This window comes from Alteromonas salexigens, assembly GCF_025628895.1.
Lineage (GTDB): Bacteria > Pseudomonadota > Gammaproteobacteria > Enterobacterales > Alteromonadaceae > Alteromonas > Alteromonas salexigens.
In genome coordinates, this window is the sequence record NZ_JAOTJC010000004.1 from 376,217 (window position 1) to 395,896 (window position 19,680).

The following is a 19,680-nucleotide window of genomic DNA, read 5'->3' on the forward strand; positions in this document are numbered from 1 at the left end:
ATGCCATCCTGCCCGCTAATGCGGTATACTGAAGCACTACGCTAATGGTTTGCACAAATAAGGGGTGCTATGTCTTCACGAGTCAAACGACGTTTTATTGCCGGCGCGACCTGCCCCAGTTGCAAGGCGCTGGATACCGTCTCCCTGTACTTCGAAAACAACGTAGAGAAACTGGAATGTGTTAAATGTGGCTATGCAGAGTCGCAAACTGACGACAACGTCAAATCACAAACCCGGGAAAAGGAAAACGTGATCGGGATTTTCAAACCCCAATAGCGTGGGTTTGACATTTTTACTGATCCGATCTGGCAAACTCTACACAACCTGGCTGTCACGGGCATTACCTTCTCTCTTTCGGCTTCATCACAAAGTCAGCAATAACAACCAGTTAGACCTCTTTCCAGAAAACCCGCGCTGAGGCCGGGCCTGGCATGGCTCTTGTACGTGCTATTACAGGCGGCGCACCCGGCGCGGCCGATTGGGTGAGGCAGGTGAGCTTATGACCAGAAAGTACTGGCTATATCCGTTACTGGCACTCGGCATCGTGCTGCTTGGCGTACGCATTGCCATGCCGTACGCGGCGCAGCGGTATATTAATGCCACGCTCAGCCAGCCCGGCTCCTATGACGGGCGGGTTGGCGATGTGGACCTGATGCTATGGCGGGGCGCGTACTCTATCGAGAATGTGCTGCTGTATAAAAGCAATGGACAGGTAGACAGACCGCTATTTCGCGCCGAATACGTCGAATTCTCACTGCTGTGGTCGGCACTGTTCGACGGCGCTGCGGTGGGATCTGTGAGTGTGCATGCGCCGGAAATTAATTTTGTGGATGGCCCTGATCAGGCGCGCAGTCAGGTCGGACGGGATGAGAACTGGCTGTCTATTGCCAATCAACTGTTCCCGCTGAAGATTGACCGCTTAACTATACGCAACGGCAAAGTTGCTTTTCATAACCCGCAGACTACCCCTGAAATTCATATATCCCTGCACGATATCCAGTTAGCGCTGCTTAATGTGGTTAACAGCCGGGATTTGTCCCGGGATCTAGTGGCAAGCATGGAGGCCACTGGCAAAACCGCTGAGCAAGGCTCAATCACCGCTTCTGCGTCTCTGGACCCCAGCACGCCACGCCCCACTTTCGACATTAACGTGCAGGCCGATGACGTCGCCCTGGTTAACTTTAAAAACCTGCTGGATACCTACGCCCCCTTTGACCTGGAAGCCGGCTCTCTGGAACTGGCATTCGAACTGGCAGCGAACAATGGCACGGTGACCGGCTACGTGAAGCCCATTCTCCACCAGGTGGATGTATTTTCCTGGGAGGGCGATGTGGAACGGGACGGCGACGGGCCCATTGAGGTGCTTGGCGAGTTGGCGTCGGGATTTATTGCAGAGTTATTTGAAAATCAGTCGGAAGATCAGATTGCCACCCGCATCCCTATTGAAGGCTCCTTGTCTGAACCGGATACCGATACCTGGAGCACCGTGGTGGGGATCCTCAAAAACGCGTTTATCAACGCCATGCGGGGCGATTTGGAGCACAGTGTGTCGCTGGAGGATGCGGAAGAGAGCCGTGACGGCGACGGTGGTTAAACGCCGCCTATCGGCTAATAATGAGGTGGCGGGGTTTCTTCGTCCTGTTTAGCAATATTGGACGTTTGCAGTGATTTCACACGATCAATCACATGATTCAGTTTGAAGGTGAGGTCATCCAGCTGTTTTTGCTGCGAAGCCAGGGCATCATTCAGGCTGTCGATAGTGTACTCCTGAAACGCCACCTTGGTCTCCAGCTCGTCAATTTGCTGCTGCATTTCTGCCGCGGTACGTTCATTGGTCATAATTAATTTCCCAGGTTTCGGCCAGTCCGCTGCTGCTTTGCGTAAGAATGGTTTGCGGGTTGAGAAAGCCAACGCCATACACCACCGCCGTGGCCGGAGTTTGATTTTCCCGTGGCGCCACTTTCCATGACTCCACCAGTTCGCCGGTACGCACCTCCCACAAGTTTACCCTCCTGGAGGGCGATCCAGTTAATAAGTACTTACCATCTTTCGAAAACACAGCGTCTGTGAACATTTTCTGGCGCGCAATATACTGTAGTTGGCTCACCGGCGCACCTGTTTGCGCGTCCCAGATTTGGGATTTTTGCTGGCTGTCCGCCGTAAACAGGTAGCGGCCGGCATCATCCAGCGCCACCAGTGTTACCCGGGTCGGGTGGTGAAACGTATGAATTATCTGGCCGCTGTCGGTACTCCACAGATAGGCGGTATAGTCATTGCCGCCGGTCAGCGCGAACTTGCCGTTGGGTGACAAATCCACACTGTTAATTTTTTCCTGGTGACCAAGAAACTCCAGCCGCCGTTGTGTGCCCGGTTCGAAGTACATCACCTGCCCGCTACTGCGCCCCACCAGCACGCCGCGCCCGTCATTTGCCACCGCAATATCGCGAATAGAAGACTCATCAATGCGCCAAAACCCGACTGGCTCGCCGGTCTCTACGCTCCACAGGGCAAACGCGGTGCGATCGGAAGACACCACATACTGGTTATCCGCGGAGATGTGTACCGACACCACCAGATTGTTGCCTTCGCCTTGGTGACGCCAGCGAAATTTCGGGGTGGTGGCGCCGGTTTCCCATACCTTAATACCATTATCTACACCCGACACCACACTCACCGTGCCATCCGGGGAAACATCGGCCGCATAAGCACCGCCATCCGCCAGCCGCACAGATGACAACGGCGTAGTATCGGGCACGGTACAGCCGGCCATCAGGCTGGTCAGGGCAACAATTATCAGTGGTGTGCGGAACAAACGCGGGGTAAACATAGTCAAATGGCTTTCGATTTAAACCTGCTGGGTTTACCATAGCATGGAAACTGGTTTTATTTACATCGTGTAACACGAGGTCAACGTTTCTGTTTAACGCGCCCTCCTGCACGATCAGCACACTAATTTTGGAGATGTTTATGCAAAAGTCGCTTGTCGCTTTATCTACGGTCGCAGCCCTGGGTCTGTTCGCCTGTCAGCCACAAACCGAAGAGTCAACGGATGCCGCTGACACCGAAGCCACGCAAGACGTCGCCGCGCAATCTGCTGCCGCTGAAGAAATGACCGATGCGCAGAAGCAAGCGTATGCGATGGGTGCAAGCATGGGGCTGTTCGTACAAAACCGTGCACAGCAACAAGCGCAACTGGGTGAGCCAATGGACAAAGACGCGCTGCGTCAGGGTTTCGATGATGCCCTGAAAGATGCGCTGAAGTTCACTCCTCAGGAAATTCAGCAGTTTGCCCAGGCGGGCGAAGAAGCAATGCGTGCCAAGCAGCAGGAAATGGCAGCGCAGGCAGCTGAAGAAAACAAACAGGCGGGCGCTGAGTATCTGGCCGAGAATGCCGAACGCGAAGGCGTGATGACCACCGAGTCTGGCCTGCAGTACGAAGTACTGGAAGAAGGTGAAGGCGAGAGCCCGGCTGCGGAAGACACAGTAAAAGTGCACTATAAAGGCACCCTGCTGGACGGCACCGTATTTGACTCGTCATACAAGCGCGGCGAGCCGGCGGTATTCCCGCTTAACCGGGTTATTCCGGGCTGGACCGAAGGTGTACAGCTGATGAAAGAAGGTGCGAAATACCGTTTCCACATTCCATCAGATCTGGCCTATGGCGAGCGCGCCCAGGGCGCAATTACGCCTAATTCAACTCTGGTATTCGATGTGGAACTGCTGGAAGTTGTAGATACTGAAAGCGCTGAAGCCACTGAGTAAGCTGCTTCGCTAAGAGAAAAGCCGACGGTTTGCGTCGGCTTTTTTGTTTCAAGACAGCGTAATCCTTGCTCACCTTATCCCTCGTGCATGACGCCTGTATGGGTTCAAGCGCGGGTCTGCATAGTAATCCAGACCATTCGTAAATGCTGGGTATCTCGAATTTTCAACTTAAGTATAGTCCAGTCACGCCAGATTGGCGGCAGACCGGCCCATTTCGTTAAATCGATTTATTCTAAAAACTCAGCGGATAGAACCACTGGTTACCAGCGCGGCTGACGCCGCCGCTCTTTGCGGCCTTTGAGGGTAGCGTAGTGTCGCAAAATGACCTGGCCTACTTTGTACAACAGCATGCCCACCAGCAACATCAGCGCGGTGCGCAGGCTGTCTATGCGAACCAGCACGTCGATCATACCGATCACCACCATAAGTACCCCGGTCAGGAACAACAGAAACCCGACGATGGTCGCACTGGTGGCCTTCGCGGTAAGTTGCCGGCGGTGACTGTGATTCTCGGTCATGGCTCTGTTCGCGTAAAATTGGGTTGTCATCGTATTTTTTATCATTGTTGTAACTCTGACCTGATTGATAGCGGCACGTTCAATTTTTATACATTTCTGACAAAAAATACAGAAAAAGTGTTATAAGGCGGGGTTGTGCCAGACAACTGCCGTCATTACATAGTCAGCATACGTTTAACTTACCCACTACACAGACCGGATGGATCGTGAAAACACCGCTTATTACCCGCAAAGGCTATTTGAAATTACGCGACGAACTGGATTTTTTATGGCGTGAAGAACGCCCCGAAATTACCCGTAAGGTCACCTGGGCGGCAAGTCTGGGGGATCGTAGTGAAAATGCCGATTACCAGTATAACAAGAAGAAGCTGCGGGAAATTGATCGCCGGGTTCGCTACCTGCGCAAGTGCCTTGAAAACCTGAAAGTTGTGGATTACTCCCCGCAACAGGAAGGCAAGGTATTCTTCGGAGCCTGGGTAGAGATCGAAAATGACGATGGCAAAACCATGACCCTGCGTCTGGTGGGGTATGATGAAATTTTTGGCCGCAGAGATTACATCTCCATTGACTCACCCATGGCCCGGGCGCTGGTAGGCAAACATGCCGATGACGAGCTGACCGTGACCACCGAGGCTGGCCGGTTTACCTGGTGGATAAACCGCATCTGGTACGATCCTACCGACAAGGCCTGATTTTCCGGCGCCTGGCCCGTTAATTTCCCCTCAAACCTGGTTGCAGCCCTAATCGCTCTTCTGTCGGCACCACCCAGTGGTATATACTTGCAGCCACTTTTTTTAACCCGGATCCCGGCGCGTGTTACTCGTTATAGCCGGTGTTTATCTTGACTTTCAGGTTACAGAGATTCTTATGATCATAAACAAAATTGCCAATGAACTGGCCGTTAACGCCGCGCAGGTACAGGCAGCCGTCAAGCTGCTGGACGAAGGCGCCACCGTGCCTTTCATTGCCCGTTACCGGAAGGAAGTAACCCAGGGGCTGGACGACACGCAGCTACGTAACCTGGAGCAACGGCTCACCTACTTACGGGAACTGGAAGATCGCCGCCGCGTTATCGTCAAATCCATAGATGAGCAGGGTAAGCTTACCGACACCCTGCGCGAACAAATTAACAGTGCGGATAACAAAACCGCCCTGGAAGATTTGTATCTGCCGTATAAACCACGCCGGCGCACGAAAGGCCAGATTGCTATCGAAGCAGGACTGGAGCCGCTGGCAGATATGTTGTTCCAGAATCCCGACAAAGATCCTGAAACCGAGGCGGCCGCCTATGTGGATGCCGAAAACGGCGTAGCCGATACCAAGGCAGCACTGGAAGGCGCCCGTTACATCCTGATAGAGCGATTTGCTGAAGACGCCGCACTGCTGGGCCGTATCCGTCAGTATCTGCAGAAGAATGCCCATATCACCAGTACGGTAGCGCCCGGCAAAGAAAATGAGGCGGTCAAATATAAAGACTACTTTGCCCATTCAGAAAAGCTCAGCAAGGTGCCTTCGCACCGTGCGCTGGCCATGTTCCGTGGTCGTAATGAAGGCATGCTGCATATTCAGCTTAATGCCGATCCGCAACAGGATGAGCCCGGTCAGGCGTCGCATTGTGAACAGATTATTGCCGAGCATTACCAAATCATGCAACGCAACCGTCCGGGTGATAATTTTCTGGCGCAAGTGGTGCAGTGGGCATGGAAAATTAAAATCTCGCTACACATGGAAACAGAGCTGTTCAGCGCGCTGCGGGAACAGGCTGAGGAAGAAGCCATTAATGTGTTCGCCAGAAACCTCAACGACTTGTTGATGGCGGCTCCGGCTGGCGCGAAAACCACCATGGGTCTGGATCCGGGTCTGCGCACCGGGGTGAAAGTGGCGATAGTCGATGCCACCGGTAAAGTGGTCGCCACCAACACTATCTTTCCCCATGCACCACAGAAGCAATGGGATAAATCCATGCGCACCCTGGCGACCTTGTGCAAACAGTACAAAGTAGATCTGATCAGTATTGGTAACGGCACCGGCTCCCGGGAAACCGACAAGCTGATAGGCGAAATGCTGAAAGCCAACAGCGAACTGCACGCCCAGAAGATTATGGTCAGTGAAGCCGGCGCGTCGGTGTATTCTGCATCGGAGCTGGCATCCAAAGAATTGCCTGATCTCGACGTTTCCCTTCGTGGCGCCGTTTCCATTGCCCGCCGTTTGCAGGATCCGCTGGCAGAACTGGTAAAAATTGAACCCAAAGCCATCGGCGTGGGCCAGTATCAGCATGACGTGAGTCAGAGTCAGCTGGGTAAATCGCTGGACCGGGTCATTGAAGACTGTGTGAACGCCGTGGGCGTAGACCTGAACACCGCCTCTCCCGCGCTACTCAGCTATGTGTCCGGTCTGAACCGTACCCTGGCGCAAAACATTGTGCATTTCCGTGACAACCAGGGCGCGTTTGCCGATCGCAAAGCGCTGATGAAAGTAGAACGCCTCGGACCCAAAGCCTTTGAGCAGGCGGCTGGCTTTCTGCGTATCGCCAATGGCAGCAACCCACTGGATGCCTCAGCGGTGCACCCGGAAGCCTATCCTGTGGTGGATACCATTGCCCGCCATAGCGAGGTAGCAGTGAACGATCTGATTGGTAACACGGCACTGTTAAAAACTCTGTCGCCTGAGACATTTACCAACGATGAGTTCGGGTTACCGACTGTTAAAGATATCCTCAACGAACTGGATAAGCCTGGCCGGGATCCCCGTCCGGAGTTCCGTACTGCCGCTTTCAAAGAAGGGGTAGAAACGCTGGCCGATCTCAAGCCCGGCATGATCCTGGAAGGGGTGGTGAGTAACGTGGCGAACTTTGGCGCATTTGTGGATGTGGGCGTGCATCAGGATGGTCTGGTGCATATTTCCGCGCTCACCAATAAATTCATTTCCGATCCCCGGGACGTGGTTAAGGCGGGGGACATTGTCAAAGTCAAAGTGCTGGAAGTGGACGTGGCCCGTAAGCGGATTTCCTTCACCATGCGCCTGGACGATACCCCGGCTCCGGCAGGCAACGCCAACAAACCCAAGGGCGGGCAAAAGCCAAAAGGCAAGCAGGCGGGTTCACGCAGTAAGGGACAATCGCAAAACCAGGCCATGGGCAACGCCTTTGCCGATGCGTTCGCAAAAGCTAAGCAAAAGTAATTGCACTGCGCAGCGGCACTGGTCGCTGCGCTGACGTTATGTAGCTGAAGGAAAGACGGTGAGGATCACCTCAGGCGCTGGCGTTAAACCCGGCGCCTTTGCCGTGGGCGACGCCCGCATAGAATTGTTGAATCACCTGATTGCGCGACGCCATTTGTTCGCCGTCGATGTCCAGCGACCGGTTACTGCCGCCCAGATCATTATCCCGCTGTGCTTGTCTGGCAGCCAACAGGGCCTCGTCCAGCTTGCGAGTAGGGATAGACACTTTATTGCCATCAACAATGTCATCCAGGGTGGGAACTTCCGGGCCGGCCGGGCCTTCACCGGGTTGTGCCGGGCTGCGCTGTTGCTGATTGGCCTCGGCAATATCCTGGCGGGCTTCAAAGGCTTTTTGGGACGCTTCCGCGGCCACTTTTAAATCCTGCGCAGATGGCTGTGCCGGTGCCAGCGCGGCAGCGCGTACCTGTTGCATTTTGCGCAGGGTCTGTTCGGGACTGCGGGCATCAGAAATATCAATCGACACTTCGCCGTCAGTGGCGTAGCGCTTGCCATCCGGTCCGGTGGTTAGCTGATACTGCGGAGCGCCGGCATATTGCCCACCAATTGCCGCATGGGCTTTTTCATGGGTACGGACTTCTTTGTCGCGCTCTTTCAGACGCTGAACTTCCTGCTGCTCCTGCTGCTGTTGTTCAGCGTTTTCCTTGCCGGCACTTTCGTCACTGGCATTGTCGCGGCCATCGCCGTTTAACGCCTGACTAGTACCCTGAGTGGGATTCCCCTGAATCTGAGGGCGCTCATAGGTAACCGGTGCCGGGAGCTGACCGGGCTGGCGGGCACGGTCGCTTTCCGAGCCAAGGCCTTTCTGGGCACTGCCTTGTTCATTTTCTGTGGTTTGCGGAATGGTTTCGCGCAGAACATTATCCCGCCGCGCCGACTCCGTATTAGGGTTGGCGGTAGGGATCACCAGCGATGTGGGCATTGGTGTAACAATGTTCATAACACAAGGTTCCTGACGTCAGGCGAGGGTGTCGATAATGGTGCCGACGGTGTCGAAGGCCACATCGAGCACCTTGGCAGAAGCTTGTGCATTGACGCTGTTCAGTTTTAACGACACCAAATCTGATGTCAGGTTATCGGCTGCCGAGGGCAGGGTGGCACGCACATTCTGCAAACCGGTTAGCGATGCATTAGCCAGCACAGCACCCGGGCCGTCTGCTTCCAATGTGGTTTGCGCATTACGCTGTGCAATATTTACCGATGCCTGAGTAATACCATCACTGGCACGCTGCAGGCCAAACTGACCAGAAACAATCGCCGAATTGATACTGTTATCAATAATACTCGACATTTCACTACCTCTTCTCTCTCATGGCTAATTATTAACCAAACCAGTGAAAAAGGAAAGTGCTTTGCCGGGCGGGCCCCGGCATGGCGGCCCGATGACTAAAGTTATATTGGGTAGCTTGCTGAAATTACGACGCTTTTCGCTGTGCCGTCACGGAAAGAAACTGGCGAATGATATCGGCAGTTTGTTGGGGGTGCGAAATAAACGGCGCATGAGCGGCATGGGGCATAACCACCGTATCCGATTGCGGGTGTAACTCGCACACCATATCCACGGCACTGGTAGGCACCAGGCTGTCCAGTCGCCCGTAAATGCGCAGCGTCGGCTGATTAATGCGCCCTATCACATTCCGCAGGTCTTCAGTCGACAGCAGCTTCAGTCCCTCTTCCAGGGCCTGTGGTGACGGGTCGGGATGCGCGGTAATCTGACTTCGTATAGCTTTAATATCCTGACGGGCGGTCTCGCTGCCCATGGCCTGGATAGCCAGGAAGCGATCCAAAGTTTTGCGGTAACTGGTTTCCAGTTGGCGTTCGAACTGCGCCAGTACCTCGGGCGCAATACCAGGCCAGCCAGGGGCGGCCACAAATTTGGGGGTAGAAGCAATTGTGATCACCGCTGACACCTGCTTCGGCAGCGCTAACGCTAACTGCTGGGCGACCAGCCCACCGAGTGACCAGCCAACCACCACACAGTCGTCGGGTAGTAACGGCCCGATGGTGTCCGCAATTGACGCCACATGATAAGGCAAAGGATGGGTGTGACTGCTATGCCCGAACCCGGGTAAGTCGATGAGCGTTACCCGCCAGTCGTCGGTCAGATAAGGGGCAAAGTGGCTGAATGCACCACTGTTCATACCCCACCCGTGCAAGAAAACCAGATCTTTTCCTGCCCCTGTCGTACGGCTGAATACCGCGCTGGAATTATGCGATTCTGTCACTGTCAGCATCCTGTGTTGCAACTGAGAAAAGTGTACCACGGGAAAATTCCGGCCACCTACACTGAGTCACACTATGATGTCGTATTTCCCCTTCAGGCTGCCTAATCTGGCCTGCCTGCTTTGTCATCAGGCAAGTCCCGAGCCAGTTTGCCACTGGTGCGAGGCCGATATGCCCGTGCTTGCCCCGCCGGGCGAAGGGATTAACCTGTTATACCAGCCGGGCATTGCCCGTCATCTTAGCCATACCCACTACGCCACCTTGCGGGCGGTGTACAGGTACGAGCAACCTGTCCGGGCGCTCATTCACCTACTGAAATACCGCCAGCGTTTCGCGCTGGCTGAATGGCTAAGCACCCGCTTTACCCGAGGCTATCCCGACCTCACGCAGGCTCGTCCGTCGATGCTGTTACCGGTGCCGATGACCTACCGGCGTTACTGGCAGCGCCACTACAATCAGGCCGCCGAACTGGCCAAAACACTCAGCAAACATTATGAAATCCCCTGGTACGGACAATGGGCCATGCGCACCGCCAATACCAGTCAGCAACGGCTCAACAAGCAGGCCAGACAGGCTAATGCCGGACATGCCTACCGGCTACAAAGCGATAACGCGCTATGGCGTCATAAACCGCCGCCACGGGTGGTGATAGTCGATGATGTCATTACCACCGGAGAGACGGTGGACGCCCTGGCGGGCTGTGTGCGCCAACAGTGGCCAGCCACCCACATTGAAGTATGGGTGATGGCCGTGACGCCGGCGCCCGGAGAGCGCCGGTGAGGCAGGGAGTTAGTCGATCAGTGCCGACTGATAAATGGCATTACTCATCAGCTTGCTGGTGCCATACCAGTAGCCCCGGAAATGAGGATTATCGGTAAAGCCAATGACCAGCCCGTCGCCCACGCGCTGCGCGAGTACGGCAGTGGTACCGCCAATCATTTTCACTAGCTCAGGGGCGCTGTAGCCGGCCATCAGCGGGCTTTCGGTATACCGGGCCACCGTGGTAAACGGCGAGTTATCGCTTTTCACAATCATGTTCGAGGTTTTAAACACCGGCAAGAGACTGTCATCGTAGCCAAAAAACAGCGGATGGGTGGTATCGATGCGGCTCTGATACACCGAGCCGGCTATCAGCTTTTTCGCGTACAGATCGTCTTTGTCACCGTACTGAAGCTGATCTGTGGCAAACGCCTCATCAATCACGTCGTCAGCTACAATCTCCGCGTCCAGCCAGGCCTGCTCGGTAAATAAACGCAGCGCGGAACGCTGACCAATCAGTACCCCGCCGTTATCTACCCAGTGGCTGATATTGCTCAGGATATCTTCATCTATTCCGGCATAGCGGCCACTGGCGAAAATGATGTGGGTATACTCGGCCAGCTTGACCTCCTCAAGACGGGACAGCTCGACCAGCGAAGCAGGCAGCCCTACCCGGGTATCAAGGTAATGCCAGATTTCACCCACTTCATACTGGCTGGTACCGACCCCGCCCACCAGCAACACCTTGGGCGTGGTGACAGGCGCCATATTCCGGCTGCCCAGATCAGCGCCCCGGGAAGTGAGACCACTGGCCAGCGCATGCACAGGTAATGACAAGGTATCCGCATAGTCACTCAGCAGCGCGACCAGGTTATCCGGTTGTGACAGCCCGGTTGGCAACAACAGGGTGCCGGGGGCAAAGTCTTTACCGGTGCCGTCGGCAAGGCGGGCTGTAAATGCCTTACCGGCGGTACGTACACTGGCGCCTTCTTCCAGCAACGCCTGTAACATCGCAGGTGCCTGGTAGAAGTGCCATTCAATGGCGTAGGCGTACGCATCCTCAGGTAACGCATCCGGCGCTTTGGCAAGCGTCAGCTGAGCGTTAGCGGCGGTTTTCACCTTACGGCTGTCGCCGCGGTCTACTTTCTCATAGTCGATGTTAAACGCCAGAGGCAGGTTCCAGTTGGAGACATCGTAAAAGGTATTGTTTTCGAAATTCTGCTGGGTGGAAAACAACGAGTCGATTAGCCGGTACTGAGCCTGCTCTACGGGAATATAAATCGCCTGATTCGCCGTAAAGTCTGTGCCATTCACACTGACATTGCGGCTAACCACATTGTAGTTAATCTGGTGGCGTTTTAGCAGATCCAACATGGCTGTGAAGCGCCCGCTGTCAGCGGGGGCGGCCAGCAGATAGCCGGCCGTTTTATCGTTCTTCGCGGCCTGACGGGTCTTCTTCACAAAATTCGACTGGTAGTCGAGCAGCGCGGGTTTGTTCGCCAGAGCACCCTCAAAGGTACTCAGCGACGTGGTGACATGATTCTGAATAGTCTGCGCAAACGCCAGTTCGCCGTTAATAGAGTCCTGCCGATGGCCGCGGCTGCTGGCCTGCTCAAACAGAATACCGATGCTGCCATGCACGTCAGGGTAGGTGGAGCCTTTGCCTACATAAAAATCATCGAAGCTTTCTTCTGAAAAGTACAGCTCGCCCTGGGCGTCGAACGCTTTGGCATGATACTCAGCAATGGCTTCAGTGAGAGTGACATTACCGTCCGGGGTGATGGGGTTTTTACGCGAGCGTACCCCGGGCTGGAAAAAGTATGTGCTGTTAGTGCCCATCTCATGAAAATCGGTGAGCACATGGGGCCGCCACTGATGAAACTGGCTGATGCGGGCGCGGGATTCCGGATGCGTCAGTAACAACCAGTCGCGGTTAAGATCGAACCAGTAGTGGTTGGTGCGGCCTGAGGGCCAGCCTTCACTGTGCTCCCGGGTGTTAGGATCGCTTACCAGCTGCTTGCCTTTATGCATGTTCGCCCATTGTGCAAACCGGCTCAGGCCATCCGGGTTGAATGACGGGTCGAGTAACACCACATTGTTATTCAGCAGAGAGGTGACCTGCTCTGACTCAGCCGCCGCCAGGTAGTAAGCAATGACCAATGCCGCGTTGCTGCCGGAAGGCTCGTTGCCGTGAATACTGTAGCCCATGTAGAAAATCAGCGGCGCTGAATCGTCACGGCTTTCGCCGCTCTGCCACGCTTGCATGTGCTGTTGCTGGATTTGTTTAATATTGGACTGATTGTCCGGCGCGGTAATGGTCAGCAGTAACAGGGGCCGGTTTTCATGGGTACGCCCGGTTTCTTCCAGGGTCACCCGCTCTGAGGCCTCCGCCAGCGCGCGCATGTAGGTGACCAACTGGTCGTGGCGTACATGCCACTCGCCCACCTGGGCGCCCAGCACCTCTTCTGGGGTGGGAATGGCACTGTTGAACTGCGTACCGGCTGGCAGGTAGTCGGCCACCGGCTTGCCGCCGGTGTCGGCGGGGACCAGACTGACCGCAGTCCCAGAGGCAGAGAATAGCAGGATCAGGCTGGTTAAAAAGAGGTGGCGGGCGCGGCGCGCCGCCTTGGTAAACGGATACGTCATAAGGTTTCCATCTCTCGTTGTATGAATTTTTTTGATTACAGCGATTCGAGAAAACGTCGCAATACTTGACTGTTTTACTCAGGTAAATTTGTTATCATTAGCCCAACTAAGCAATTTGTAGGACTTATTGATGATTACTATATCAGAAGAAGCCCAGGCTCACTTCGTGAAACTGCTGGAGAAACAAGAGTCTGGCACGAATATTCGTGTATTCGTCGTAAATCCGGGCACGTCGTCAGCCGAGTGTGGGGTGTCCTACTGCCCGCCTGACGCAGTAGAAGCGGAAGATACCCGGTTAAATTTCAATGGTTTCGATGCCGTGGTAGATGCGGAAAGTGCGCCCTATCTGGACGAAGCGGAAATTGATTTTGTTACCGATCAGATGGGCTCGCAGCTGACGCTGAAAGCACCCAATGCTAAGGCCCGTAAAGTGGCCGACGACGCACCACTGGTTGAGCGCATTAACTATATGATCGAGTCTGAAATTAACCCGCAACTTGCCAGCCATGGCGGTCAGGTAATGCTGGTTGAAGTCACTGAAGAAGGCTTTGCGGTGCTGCAGTTTGGCGGTGGATGTAACGGCTGCTCGATGGTGGATGTGACCTTAAAAGACGGTATTGAAAAACAAATGCTGGAACAGTTCGCAGGCGAGCTGAAAGGGGTGAAAGATGCCACCGAACACCAAGCTGGCGAACACTCGTACTATTGATTAGTCGTGAGTAAACCCACGCAGCGCTGGCAGGGCTTTTTACTGGGGCTGGCTGTCTTTGCCCTGGGCGCCGCCCTGCTGCTCATCCTCGGCGACCGTAGCCGGGGATGGTACTGGCTCTCGCTGGCGGTGCTGTTTGGCGGATTCGCCATTGCCATGCGCTGTTATATCAGCTTATTTCTGTCGCGTTTCGATTTCCTCAGGCACGCGAAGAAAATAAGCCGCCGTTACGATAGCGACGAATAAGCACCCCCCCGAGCGTCACCCCACGGGCCAGCAGAAAGGCCAGCAACGCGTACCATAGCGCCACATTCCCGCTGTCTTTGGTCAGCCACCAAACCGGAAAGAACACCCCAACCGCACTGATAATCATAGTGTCTCGCATGGCTCCGCTGAGGGTCAGCCCCACAAATACGCCATCAAACAGAAAACACCAGTGTCCTAACAAAGGCAACAGCACCATAAGCGGCAAATAGTCACTGGCAGCGGCCTGCAGATGAGGGATGTCGGTCAACAGAGCAATAATGCTGTCCCCGGCCACTAAAAAGCCCATGGCGTACGCCAGCGCGAACAGCGATGACCATAACAGGCCACGCAGGGTTTCGGCACGCACCGCCCGGCGGTATTTTGCGCCAGCGGCTTCACCCACCAAGGCTTCCACCGCATAGGCAATGCCGTCCAGCCCCAGCGCAATCAGCACGAAAAACTGCATCAATATGGCGTTTACTGCCGCCGGTGTCTCGCCAAGCCGGGCACCTTGTAAAGTAAGAAACGCCAGACACAGCTGCAACGCAAGGTTACGCAGCAACATGTTGCCGTTGAGCTTAAACAGGATCTTACGGGCAGCAGAGTTAAACCAGTCCCACTGTGGGGCTGTGCCCCGACACTGACCGAGCGCGACCCACAGCCCAATTGCCATCATTGTGTATTCGGCGATAACACTGGCCAGCGCCACACCGCCGACAGACATCGACAGACCATACACAAATACCATATCCAGGCCGGCGTTTATCAGGTTACCCACGACCTGAATAATCAGTACGGCCCGCGTACGTTGCTGGCCAACCAGCCAGCCCACCAGCGCAAGGTTAAGCATGGCCGCCGGGGCACCCCACACCCGCACGGTGAAATAGGCTTCCAGGTGGGTTTGTACCGGCATTGTCGGCGAAGCCAGCCAGATACCCGCCAGCAAGACCGGTACCTGCAACAGCAGCAGCGCGCCGCCTAACAACGCCGCTATCGCACAGGTCTGCCACAATGCCTTGGCAGACAATAATGCGGACTGGTGCTCATTGCCCCGGGCCTGCGCACTCATCCCCGTCGCTGACATACGTAAAAACCCGCACACCCAATAGATTTGGGTTAATATCAGCGTTCCCACCGATGCCCCGGCGAGCATGGCAGACGAATCCATATGCCCGAGTACCGCCGTATCAACCAGACCCAGTAATGGCGTGGTAATATTGGCGAGGATCATGGGAAACGCCAGGCTTATCAGCCGATAGTGGGCCTGCCAGCGGGATGTCGTGCCTGTCATGGTAGTCCGCTACTCATATGTAAAGGAGGAAACGTGAAGTATAACATGGGTTTGCGTCGGCGCTTTGTCGCTTTCACCAGCCTGGTAATGGCGCTCGCAGCTACCACAGTGGCCTGTGCCGATACCAACCAAAAACTGAATAACGCGGTTGTCCTGCTTTATCACCATGTGGCCACTGACACGCCCGCGAGCACTAGTGTGTCACCGGATACCTTTAAAGCACATATGGCGTACCTGGACAGTCATCACACCGTCTTGCCCCTGGCGACTGTGATTGAGCGGATCCAGAACGGCGAGACCCTGCCGGACAAAACAGTCGTGATCACCTTCGACGATGGCTATGAAAACATTCTGACCAATGCTCACCCGATACTGCAGGAATACGACTTTCCCTACACCATTTTCATTAATCCGGGTGAAATTGGCAGTAACGCCAGCCAGTTGTCATGGCAACAGGTTAAAGCCATGCATAGCGATGGTGTGAGCTTTGCCAATCACACCATGGATCATCTGCATATGCTTGAGAGAAACGCCGGGGAATCGCAAACTGACTGGCTGGCCCGCCTGCGTGACAATGTTGAACAGGCCGAGCAGGCTATTGAAGCGCAAACCGGCACCTCGCTGAAATACCTGGCCTACCCGTTCGGTGAATACAATGATGCACTAGCGGACATGCTGCAGGCGCAGGGGTATATTGCCTTCGGTCAGCATTCAGGCGGCATCAGCAGCCACAGTGATATGCAAACGCTGCCCCGTTTTCCGGCTGCCGGTCCCTACGCCAAACTGTCATCACTGAAAACCAAATTGGCCAGCCTGGCCATGCCGGTCAGTGACAGCAACCTCACCGATCCCGAAATCAGCGGGGGCGAGCTGGCCGAGCCATTACAGTTTTCGGTGAACAGCACGGATGTGAGCATGAGCCAGCTGGCGTGTTTCTTTCAGGGGGAAACGCTTAATCCCACGGTGGAGAATACCACCGTTACCGTTACCGTAGGTGACTTGCCGGTAGGCCGCTCGCGGGTAAACTGTACCGCTCCATCGAAAGCCAGTGCGGGGAGATACTATTGGTATTCACAGCCATTTTTCGTGGCCGACAGTCAGGGCAGATACCCTGACTAACCTGAGTTGCCAGGTGGCTATTTTGCTGGCGGTACGGCGCGGATCATTTGGATAAAAGGCGTGTCGCCCTGTTGCTCGCCGAACCCGAGGGCGCGATAAAACGCGATGGCAGAATGGTTCTCGCTGGCCACATCCAGTACTACGGCAAACTTACCGCGCAGTCTGGCCTGTTCGTCGGCGCAAGCCATGAGGGCACGGCCCACGCCTTGTCTGCGCGCCTCTTCAGCCACGGCCAGATGCCCCACGCCCAACTCGGTTGCCATCGGCGGATGCAAGGCAGCACTGAAGCGCTGACTGCGCATGACCACATCAATTGACTGGTCCAGGCCGAAAAAGTCGGTGATGGAAGAGAGCGTCGCACGGTCGAAATCCGCCGGCAGTTCGTCATGCCAACACGTGAGCAAGCCCACCAGTTTATCGTCTATTTCTGCGACCCAATGATTCTCGAAGCCGTATTGTCCTGACCCTTGCTGCCAGGCAAACTGCAGATAGCGACATGTTTGTGCCTCGTCGCCATTGCCAAAAATTTCCGTGAGTAAGCGCTCACCTGACTGAAACAACAATGCTGTGGCGTTTTGATAGTCCTCAGGTCGGGCCGGACGGATATGCATGGGTTATTGAGACGTAATCGCCGGCATATCGGCGAGAATATGGTCGACGTCAGCGATAGCCATTTGCCCGGGTTCTGCCACCGGTTTAAACCGTCCGATCACATCCGCCTGCGGATTCACAACCACTACCGAGCCACTGTGATTAACCAGATAGTTGGGCGAGTCGGTACTTTCTGCCATGGAATACATCATGCCCATGCTGCGTACCAGTGGAAATAACTGGGTATGTTCCCCGGTCAGTGCCCGTAATTCAGGATTAAAAAAACTGACGTATTCCGCCAGCCGCGCCGGATCGTCCCGCTTAGGATCCACGGAAATAAACCACACCCGTACCGGTTGAGAGGTCTCCAGAGCTTGTAGCATCGGGTATACCCCATTCAGGGCGGCCATGGTAGTAGGGCAAATGTCCGGGCAGAAAGTATAGCCGAGAAAGACCAGCGTCCACTGGTCTTTCAGGGCGTCCCGGGTAACGGGTTCGCCGGTGTGATCGGTCAGGGTGAAGTCGCTGAGCGCTCTGGGCTGCGCAAATACCTGCATGTGGTTAATTTGTGTGTCACTGTCAGTAGCAGGGGGCGCTATATACAGTGCTCCCACCACGCCCAGTATAAGGGCTACGCCGGCTACGACGCCGGCGACAATTCGTTGATTCATAATGTAATAGGCACGTAGTGATCGACCAGTAAGACCACAAACAATATCATGAGGTGGAGAATTGAGTATTTAAAAGTTTGCATGGCGGTTTTGTCAGTGGCAGCAAACTTCAGCTTCCATGTGTACGCCAGGAAGCCGGCATTCAGAAGTAAGGAACCAATCAGGTAGATAAGGTTACTCATGCCCACAAGGTAGGGTAACAGACACACCAGACACAACAGCAGGGTATACAGCAGCACCGAGGTTTTGGTAAAGGCCACCCCGTGGGTCACGGGCAGCATAGGAACTTTCGCCTTGGCATAATCTTTTTCCCGGTGAATAGCCAGCGCCCAGAAATGCGGTGGCGTCCAGGTGAATACAATCAGTACCAGTAACAGCGCATGGGGATGTACTTCACCGGTGACGGCAGTCCACCCCAGCAGCGGCGGGGCAGCCCCGGCCAGTCCGCCAATCACAATATTCTGCGGCGTAGCCCGTTTCAGAAACATCGTGTAGATACCCGCATAGCCCACCAGACTGGCCAGCGTCAGCAGCGCGGTCAGGCGGTTCACCGCCAGTTCAAGAATGGCATAGCCCGCCACGGCCATCACCGCAGCGAATAGCAAGGCATGCGCCACCGACACCTTGCCTTTAGCCACCGGACGGTTAAACGTGCGCGCCATCTGGCTGTCGATGCGATGATCAACCACGTGGTTAATAACGGCCGCTGCACTGGACAGCAACCCGATGCCGGCTAGCCCGGCCACCAGCACCTGCCAGTCAACCCAGCCCGGCGTAGCCAGGCACATGCCCACCAATGCGGTCAGCAACAACAGCATCACTACGTTGGGTTTAGTCAGCTCATAATAGTCCCGCCATGACGCGGTCGCACGATTGCCGGCGCGGGTCGATGCCGCAGAATAAGAAACAGATTTAGCCATAACTCGCTCCCTGATAACGATAGAGGGAATAGGTGATCCAAATCATCACCAATAATAACGTTGCTGCCACCGCATTGTGGGCCACCGCCACCGCGAGGGGCAGGCTGAACACCACATTACTCACGCCCAGTCCCAGCTGTATTGTCAGTACGGCCAGCATGAGGCAGGCGGCGAGTTTAACCCGTGACTGGGGAGCGCGAAGAATTAAGCGCAGCCCCAACCAGGTAAGGTATAGAAAGGTAATAACCGCACCGACCCGATGCACCATATGCATGGTCATGCGCTGGGCATAGTCGTGGGCACCAAATTCGTAATTATCTGCCTCCGGCACGCTGTACGCGCCGCCAAAATCAAGACGGTTAAGCCAGTCGCCTTCACACAGGGGCATATCGGTACATGCCAGGGCCGCATAGTTGGCCGAGGTCCAGCCGCCTAAGGCAATTTGCACCACCAGTATTACCATGCCCGTGAGCGCCAGACCGGAGACATGCACATTACCGGGGCGGGGCATCTGACTGCTTCTGGCATGCAGGCGCAGATACAGTAAAAACAGGCAACTGAGTACAGTAAAGCCGCCCAGCAGGTGACCCATCACTACCACCGGTAACAGGTTCATGGTGACGGTCCACATGCCCAGTGCAGCCTGGAAGATCACCAGGCCGAGTAACAGTAACGGGAGTTTGGTTGGGGTATCCGGTTCTTTTCGCACCAGCGCCAGTATGCTGATGGCCAGAATACACAACCCCAGGGCACCGGCGAAATAACGGTGGATCATCTCGTTCCAGGCTTTATGGGCTTCGACCGGGCGCTCGGGGAAGGCGGCATTCGCGGCGGCCACCGTATCGTTGGAGGACGGTACGGTCAGGTGGCCGTAACAACCAGGCCAGTCGGGGCAGCCCAGACCGGCGTCAGTAAGGCGCGTATAGGCCCCCAGGATGATCACCACCAGGGCCAGTAATAAGCTACATAATACAAGCTTTTTCATAGC

21 protein-coding genes are annotated in these 19,680 nt (G+C 55.2%); 9 read left to right on the top strand and 12 right to left on the bottom strand.

Translation table 11 applies throughout. The annotated features are described in order from the left end of the window. The first annotated feature begins 69 nt into the window (after positions 1 to 69). Positions 70 to 276 carry a YheV family putative zinc ribbon protein gene (locus tag OCL06_RS02795; protein WP_262992211.1) on the top strand — a complete coding sequence of 69 codons (207 nt, stop codon included), beginning with the start codon at positions 70 to 72 and terminating at the stop codon, positions 274 to 276. A 223-nt stretch (positions 277 to 499) separates the two neighbouring features. Next, positions 500 to 1,594: a DUF748 domain-containing protein gene (locus OCL06_RS02800; RefSeq protein WP_262992212.1), complete on the top strand. Its 1,095-nt coding sequence runs from the start codon at positions 500 to 502 to the stop codon at positions 1,592 to 1,594. Positions 1,595 to 1,608: 14 nt separating this feature from the next. On the opposite strand, the gene OCL06_RS02805 is transcribed toward OCL06_RS02800, so the two are convergent. Both OCL06_RS02805 and OCL06_RS02810 read right to left on the bottom strand, forming a co-directional pair. Further along, positions 1,609 to 1,839: a SlyX family protein gene (locus tag OCL06_RS02805; RefSeq protein WP_262992213.1), complete on the bottom strand. Its 231-nt coding sequence runs from the start codon at positions 1,837 to 1,839 to the stop codon at positions 1,609 to 1,611. Further along, a complete protein-coding gene (locus OCL06_RS02810; protein ID WP_262992346.1) occupies positions 1,829 to 2,770 on the bottom strand; it encodes a WD40 repeat domain-containing protein in 942 nt (313 codons plus the stop codon). Before OCL06_RS02810 ends, OCL06_RS02805 begins: the two co-directional genes overlap by 11 nt. A gap of 197 nt (positions 2,771 to 2,967) precedes the next feature. Here OCL06_RS02810 and fkpA point away from each other — a divergent pair, with 197 nt between their 5' ends. After that, positions 2,968 to 3,762: an FKBP-type peptidyl-prolyl cis-trans isomerase gene (fkpA, locus tag OCL06_RS02815; protein ID WP_262992214.1), complete on the top strand. Its 795-nt coding sequence runs from the start codon at positions 2,968 to 2,970 to the stop codon at positions 3,760 to 3,762. 260 nt (positions 3,763 to 4,022) lie between these two features. Here fkpA and OCL06_RS02820 read toward each other — a convergent pair whose 3' ends face one another. Further along, positions 4,023 to 4,310 (bottom strand): hypothetical protein, encoded by a 288-nt coding sequence (locus OCL06_RS02820; RefSeq protein ID WP_262992215.1) that lies wholly within the window; start codon positions 4,308 to 4,310, stop codon positions 4,023 to 4,025. A 176-nt stretch (positions 4,311 to 4,486) separates the two neighbouring features. Between OCL06_RS02820 and greB the strand changes: the two genes are divergently transcribed. Both greB and OCL06_RS02830 read left to right on the top strand, forming a co-directional pair. Beyond that, complete coding sequence (gene greB / locus OCL06_RS02825) at positions 4,487 to 4,972, top strand: transcription elongation factor GreB (RefSeq protein WP_262992216.1); 486 nt, start codon at positions 4,487 to 4,489, stop codon at positions 4,970 to 4,972. Between the two features lie 175 nt (positions 4,973 to 5,147). Further along, a complete protein-coding gene (locus OCL06_RS02830; RefSeq protein ID WP_262992217.1) occupies positions 5,148 to 7,460 on the top strand; it encodes a Tex family protein in 2,313 nt (770 codons plus the stop codon). 70 nt (positions 7,461 to 7,530) lie between these two features. Here the strand turns inward: OCL06_RS02830 and OCL06_RS02835 are convergent, their stop codons facing one another. The 3 genes from OCL06_RS02835 to bioH all read right to left on the bottom strand — a co-directional run bounded on the left by OCL06_RS02835 (position 7,531) and on the right by bioH (position 9,742). After that, the gene (locus OCL06_RS02835) at positions 7,531 to 8,457 is read right to left on the bottom strand and encodes a putative metalloprotease CJM1_0395 family protein (protein ID WP_262992218.1); all 927 of its coding nucleotides are present in this window, start codon (positions 8,455 to 8,457) and stop codon (positions 7,531 to 7,533) included. Positions 8,458 to 8,475: 18 nt separating this feature from the next. Continuing rightward, positions 8,476 to 8,808, bottom strand: coding sequence for a hypothetical protein (locus OCL06_RS02840; protein ID WP_262992219.1), 333 nt, complete (start codon positions 8,806 to 8,808; stop codon positions 8,476 to 8,478). A 124-nt stretch (positions 8,809 to 8,932) separates the two neighbouring features. Beyond that, the gene (gene bioH / locus OCL06_RS02845; RefSeq protein ID WP_262992220.1) at positions 8,933 to 9,742 is read right to left on the bottom strand and encodes a pimeloyl-ACP methyl ester esterase BioH; all 810 of its coding nucleotides are present in this window, start codon (positions 9,740 to 9,742) and stop codon (positions 8,933 to 8,935) included. A 73-nt stretch (positions 9,743 to 9,815) separates the two neighbouring features. On the opposite strand from bioH, the gene OCL06_RS02850 reads away from it, so the two are divergent. Continuing rightward, positions 9,816 to 10,520, top strand: a complete 705-nt coding sequence (locus tag OCL06_RS02850; RefSeq protein WP_262992221.1) for a ComF family protein — start codon at positions 9,816 to 9,818, stop codon at positions 10,518 to 10,520. Positions 10,521 to 10,529: 9 nt separating this feature from the next. Here OCL06_RS02850 and OCL06_RS02855 read toward each other — a convergent pair whose 3' ends face one another. Continuing rightward, positions 10,530 to 13,145, bottom strand: coding sequence for a M14 metallopeptidase family protein (locus OCL06_RS02855; protein ID WP_262992222.1), 2,616 nt, complete (start codon positions 13,143 to 13,145; stop codon positions 10,530 to 10,532). Positions 13,146 to 13,275: 130 nt separating this feature from the next. Between OCL06_RS02855 and nfuA the strand changes: the two genes are divergently transcribed. Both nfuA and OCL06_RS02865 read left to right on the top strand, forming a co-directional pair. Further along, positions 13,276 to 13,854, top strand: coding sequence for a Fe-S biogenesis protein NfuA (gene nfuA / locus OCL06_RS02860; RefSeq protein ID WP_262992223.1), 579 nt, complete (start codon positions 13,276 to 13,278; stop codon positions 13,852 to 13,854). Positions 13,855 to 13,860: 6 nt separating this feature from the next. Next, complete coding sequence (locus tag OCL06_RS02865) at positions 13,861 to 14,100, top strand: hypothetical protein (protein WP_262992224.1); 240 nt, start codon at positions 13,861 to 13,863, stop codon at positions 14,098 to 14,100. Here OCL06_RS02865 and OCL06_RS02870 read toward each other — a convergent pair. Further along, a complete protein-coding gene (locus OCL06_RS02870) occupies positions 14,054 to 15,391 on the bottom strand; it encodes an MATE family efflux transporter (RefSeq protein WP_262992225.1) in 1,338 nt (445 codons plus the stop codon). The genes OCL06_RS02865 and OCL06_RS02870 overlap by 47 nt on opposite strands. A gap of 33 nt (positions 15,392 to 15,424) precedes the next feature. Here OCL06_RS02870 and OCL06_RS02875 point away from each other — a divergent pair, with 33 nt between their 5' ends. Continuing rightward, entirely contained in the window at positions 15,425 to 16,510 is a 1,086-nt protein-coding gene (locus tag OCL06_RS02875; RefSeq protein WP_262992226.1) for a polysaccharide deacetylase family protein, read from the top strand. 17 nt (positions 16,511 to 16,527) lie between these two features. Here the strand turns inward: OCL06_RS02875 and OCL06_RS02880 are convergent, their stop codons facing one another. From OCL06_RS02880 to OCL06_RS02895, 4 genes are read right to left on the bottom strand one after another with little or no spacing between them, the layout of a single operon-like run. Continuing rightward, positions 16,528 to 17,121: a GNAT family N-acetyltransferase gene (locus tag OCL06_RS02880; RefSeq protein ID WP_262992227.1), complete on the bottom strand. Its 594-nt coding sequence runs from the start codon at positions 17,119 to 17,121 to the stop codon at positions 16,528 to 16,530. A gap of 3 nt (positions 17,122 to 17,124) precedes the next feature. After that, entirely contained in the window at positions 17,125 to 17,772 is a 648-nt protein-coding gene (locus OCL06_RS02885; RefSeq protein WP_262992228.1) for an SCO family protein, read from the bottom strand. Then, positions 17,769 to 18,692 carry a heme o synthase gene (gene cyoE, locus OCL06_RS02890; RefSeq protein WP_262992229.1) on the bottom strand — a complete coding sequence of 308 codons (924 nt, stop codon included), beginning with the start codon at positions 18,690 to 18,692 and terminating at the stop codon, positions 17,769 to 17,771. Before cyoE ends, OCL06_RS02885 begins: the two co-directional genes overlap by 4 nt. Then, on the bottom strand, positions 18,685 to 19,677 hold the full coding sequence (locus OCL06_RS02895) for a COX15/CtaA family protein (RefSeq protein ID WP_262992230.1): 993 nt from the start codon (positions 19,675 to 19,677) through the stop codon (positions 18,685 to 18,687). Before OCL06_RS02895 ends, cyoE begins: the two co-directional genes overlap by 8 nt. Positions 19,678 to 19,680: the final 3 nt, after the last annotated feature.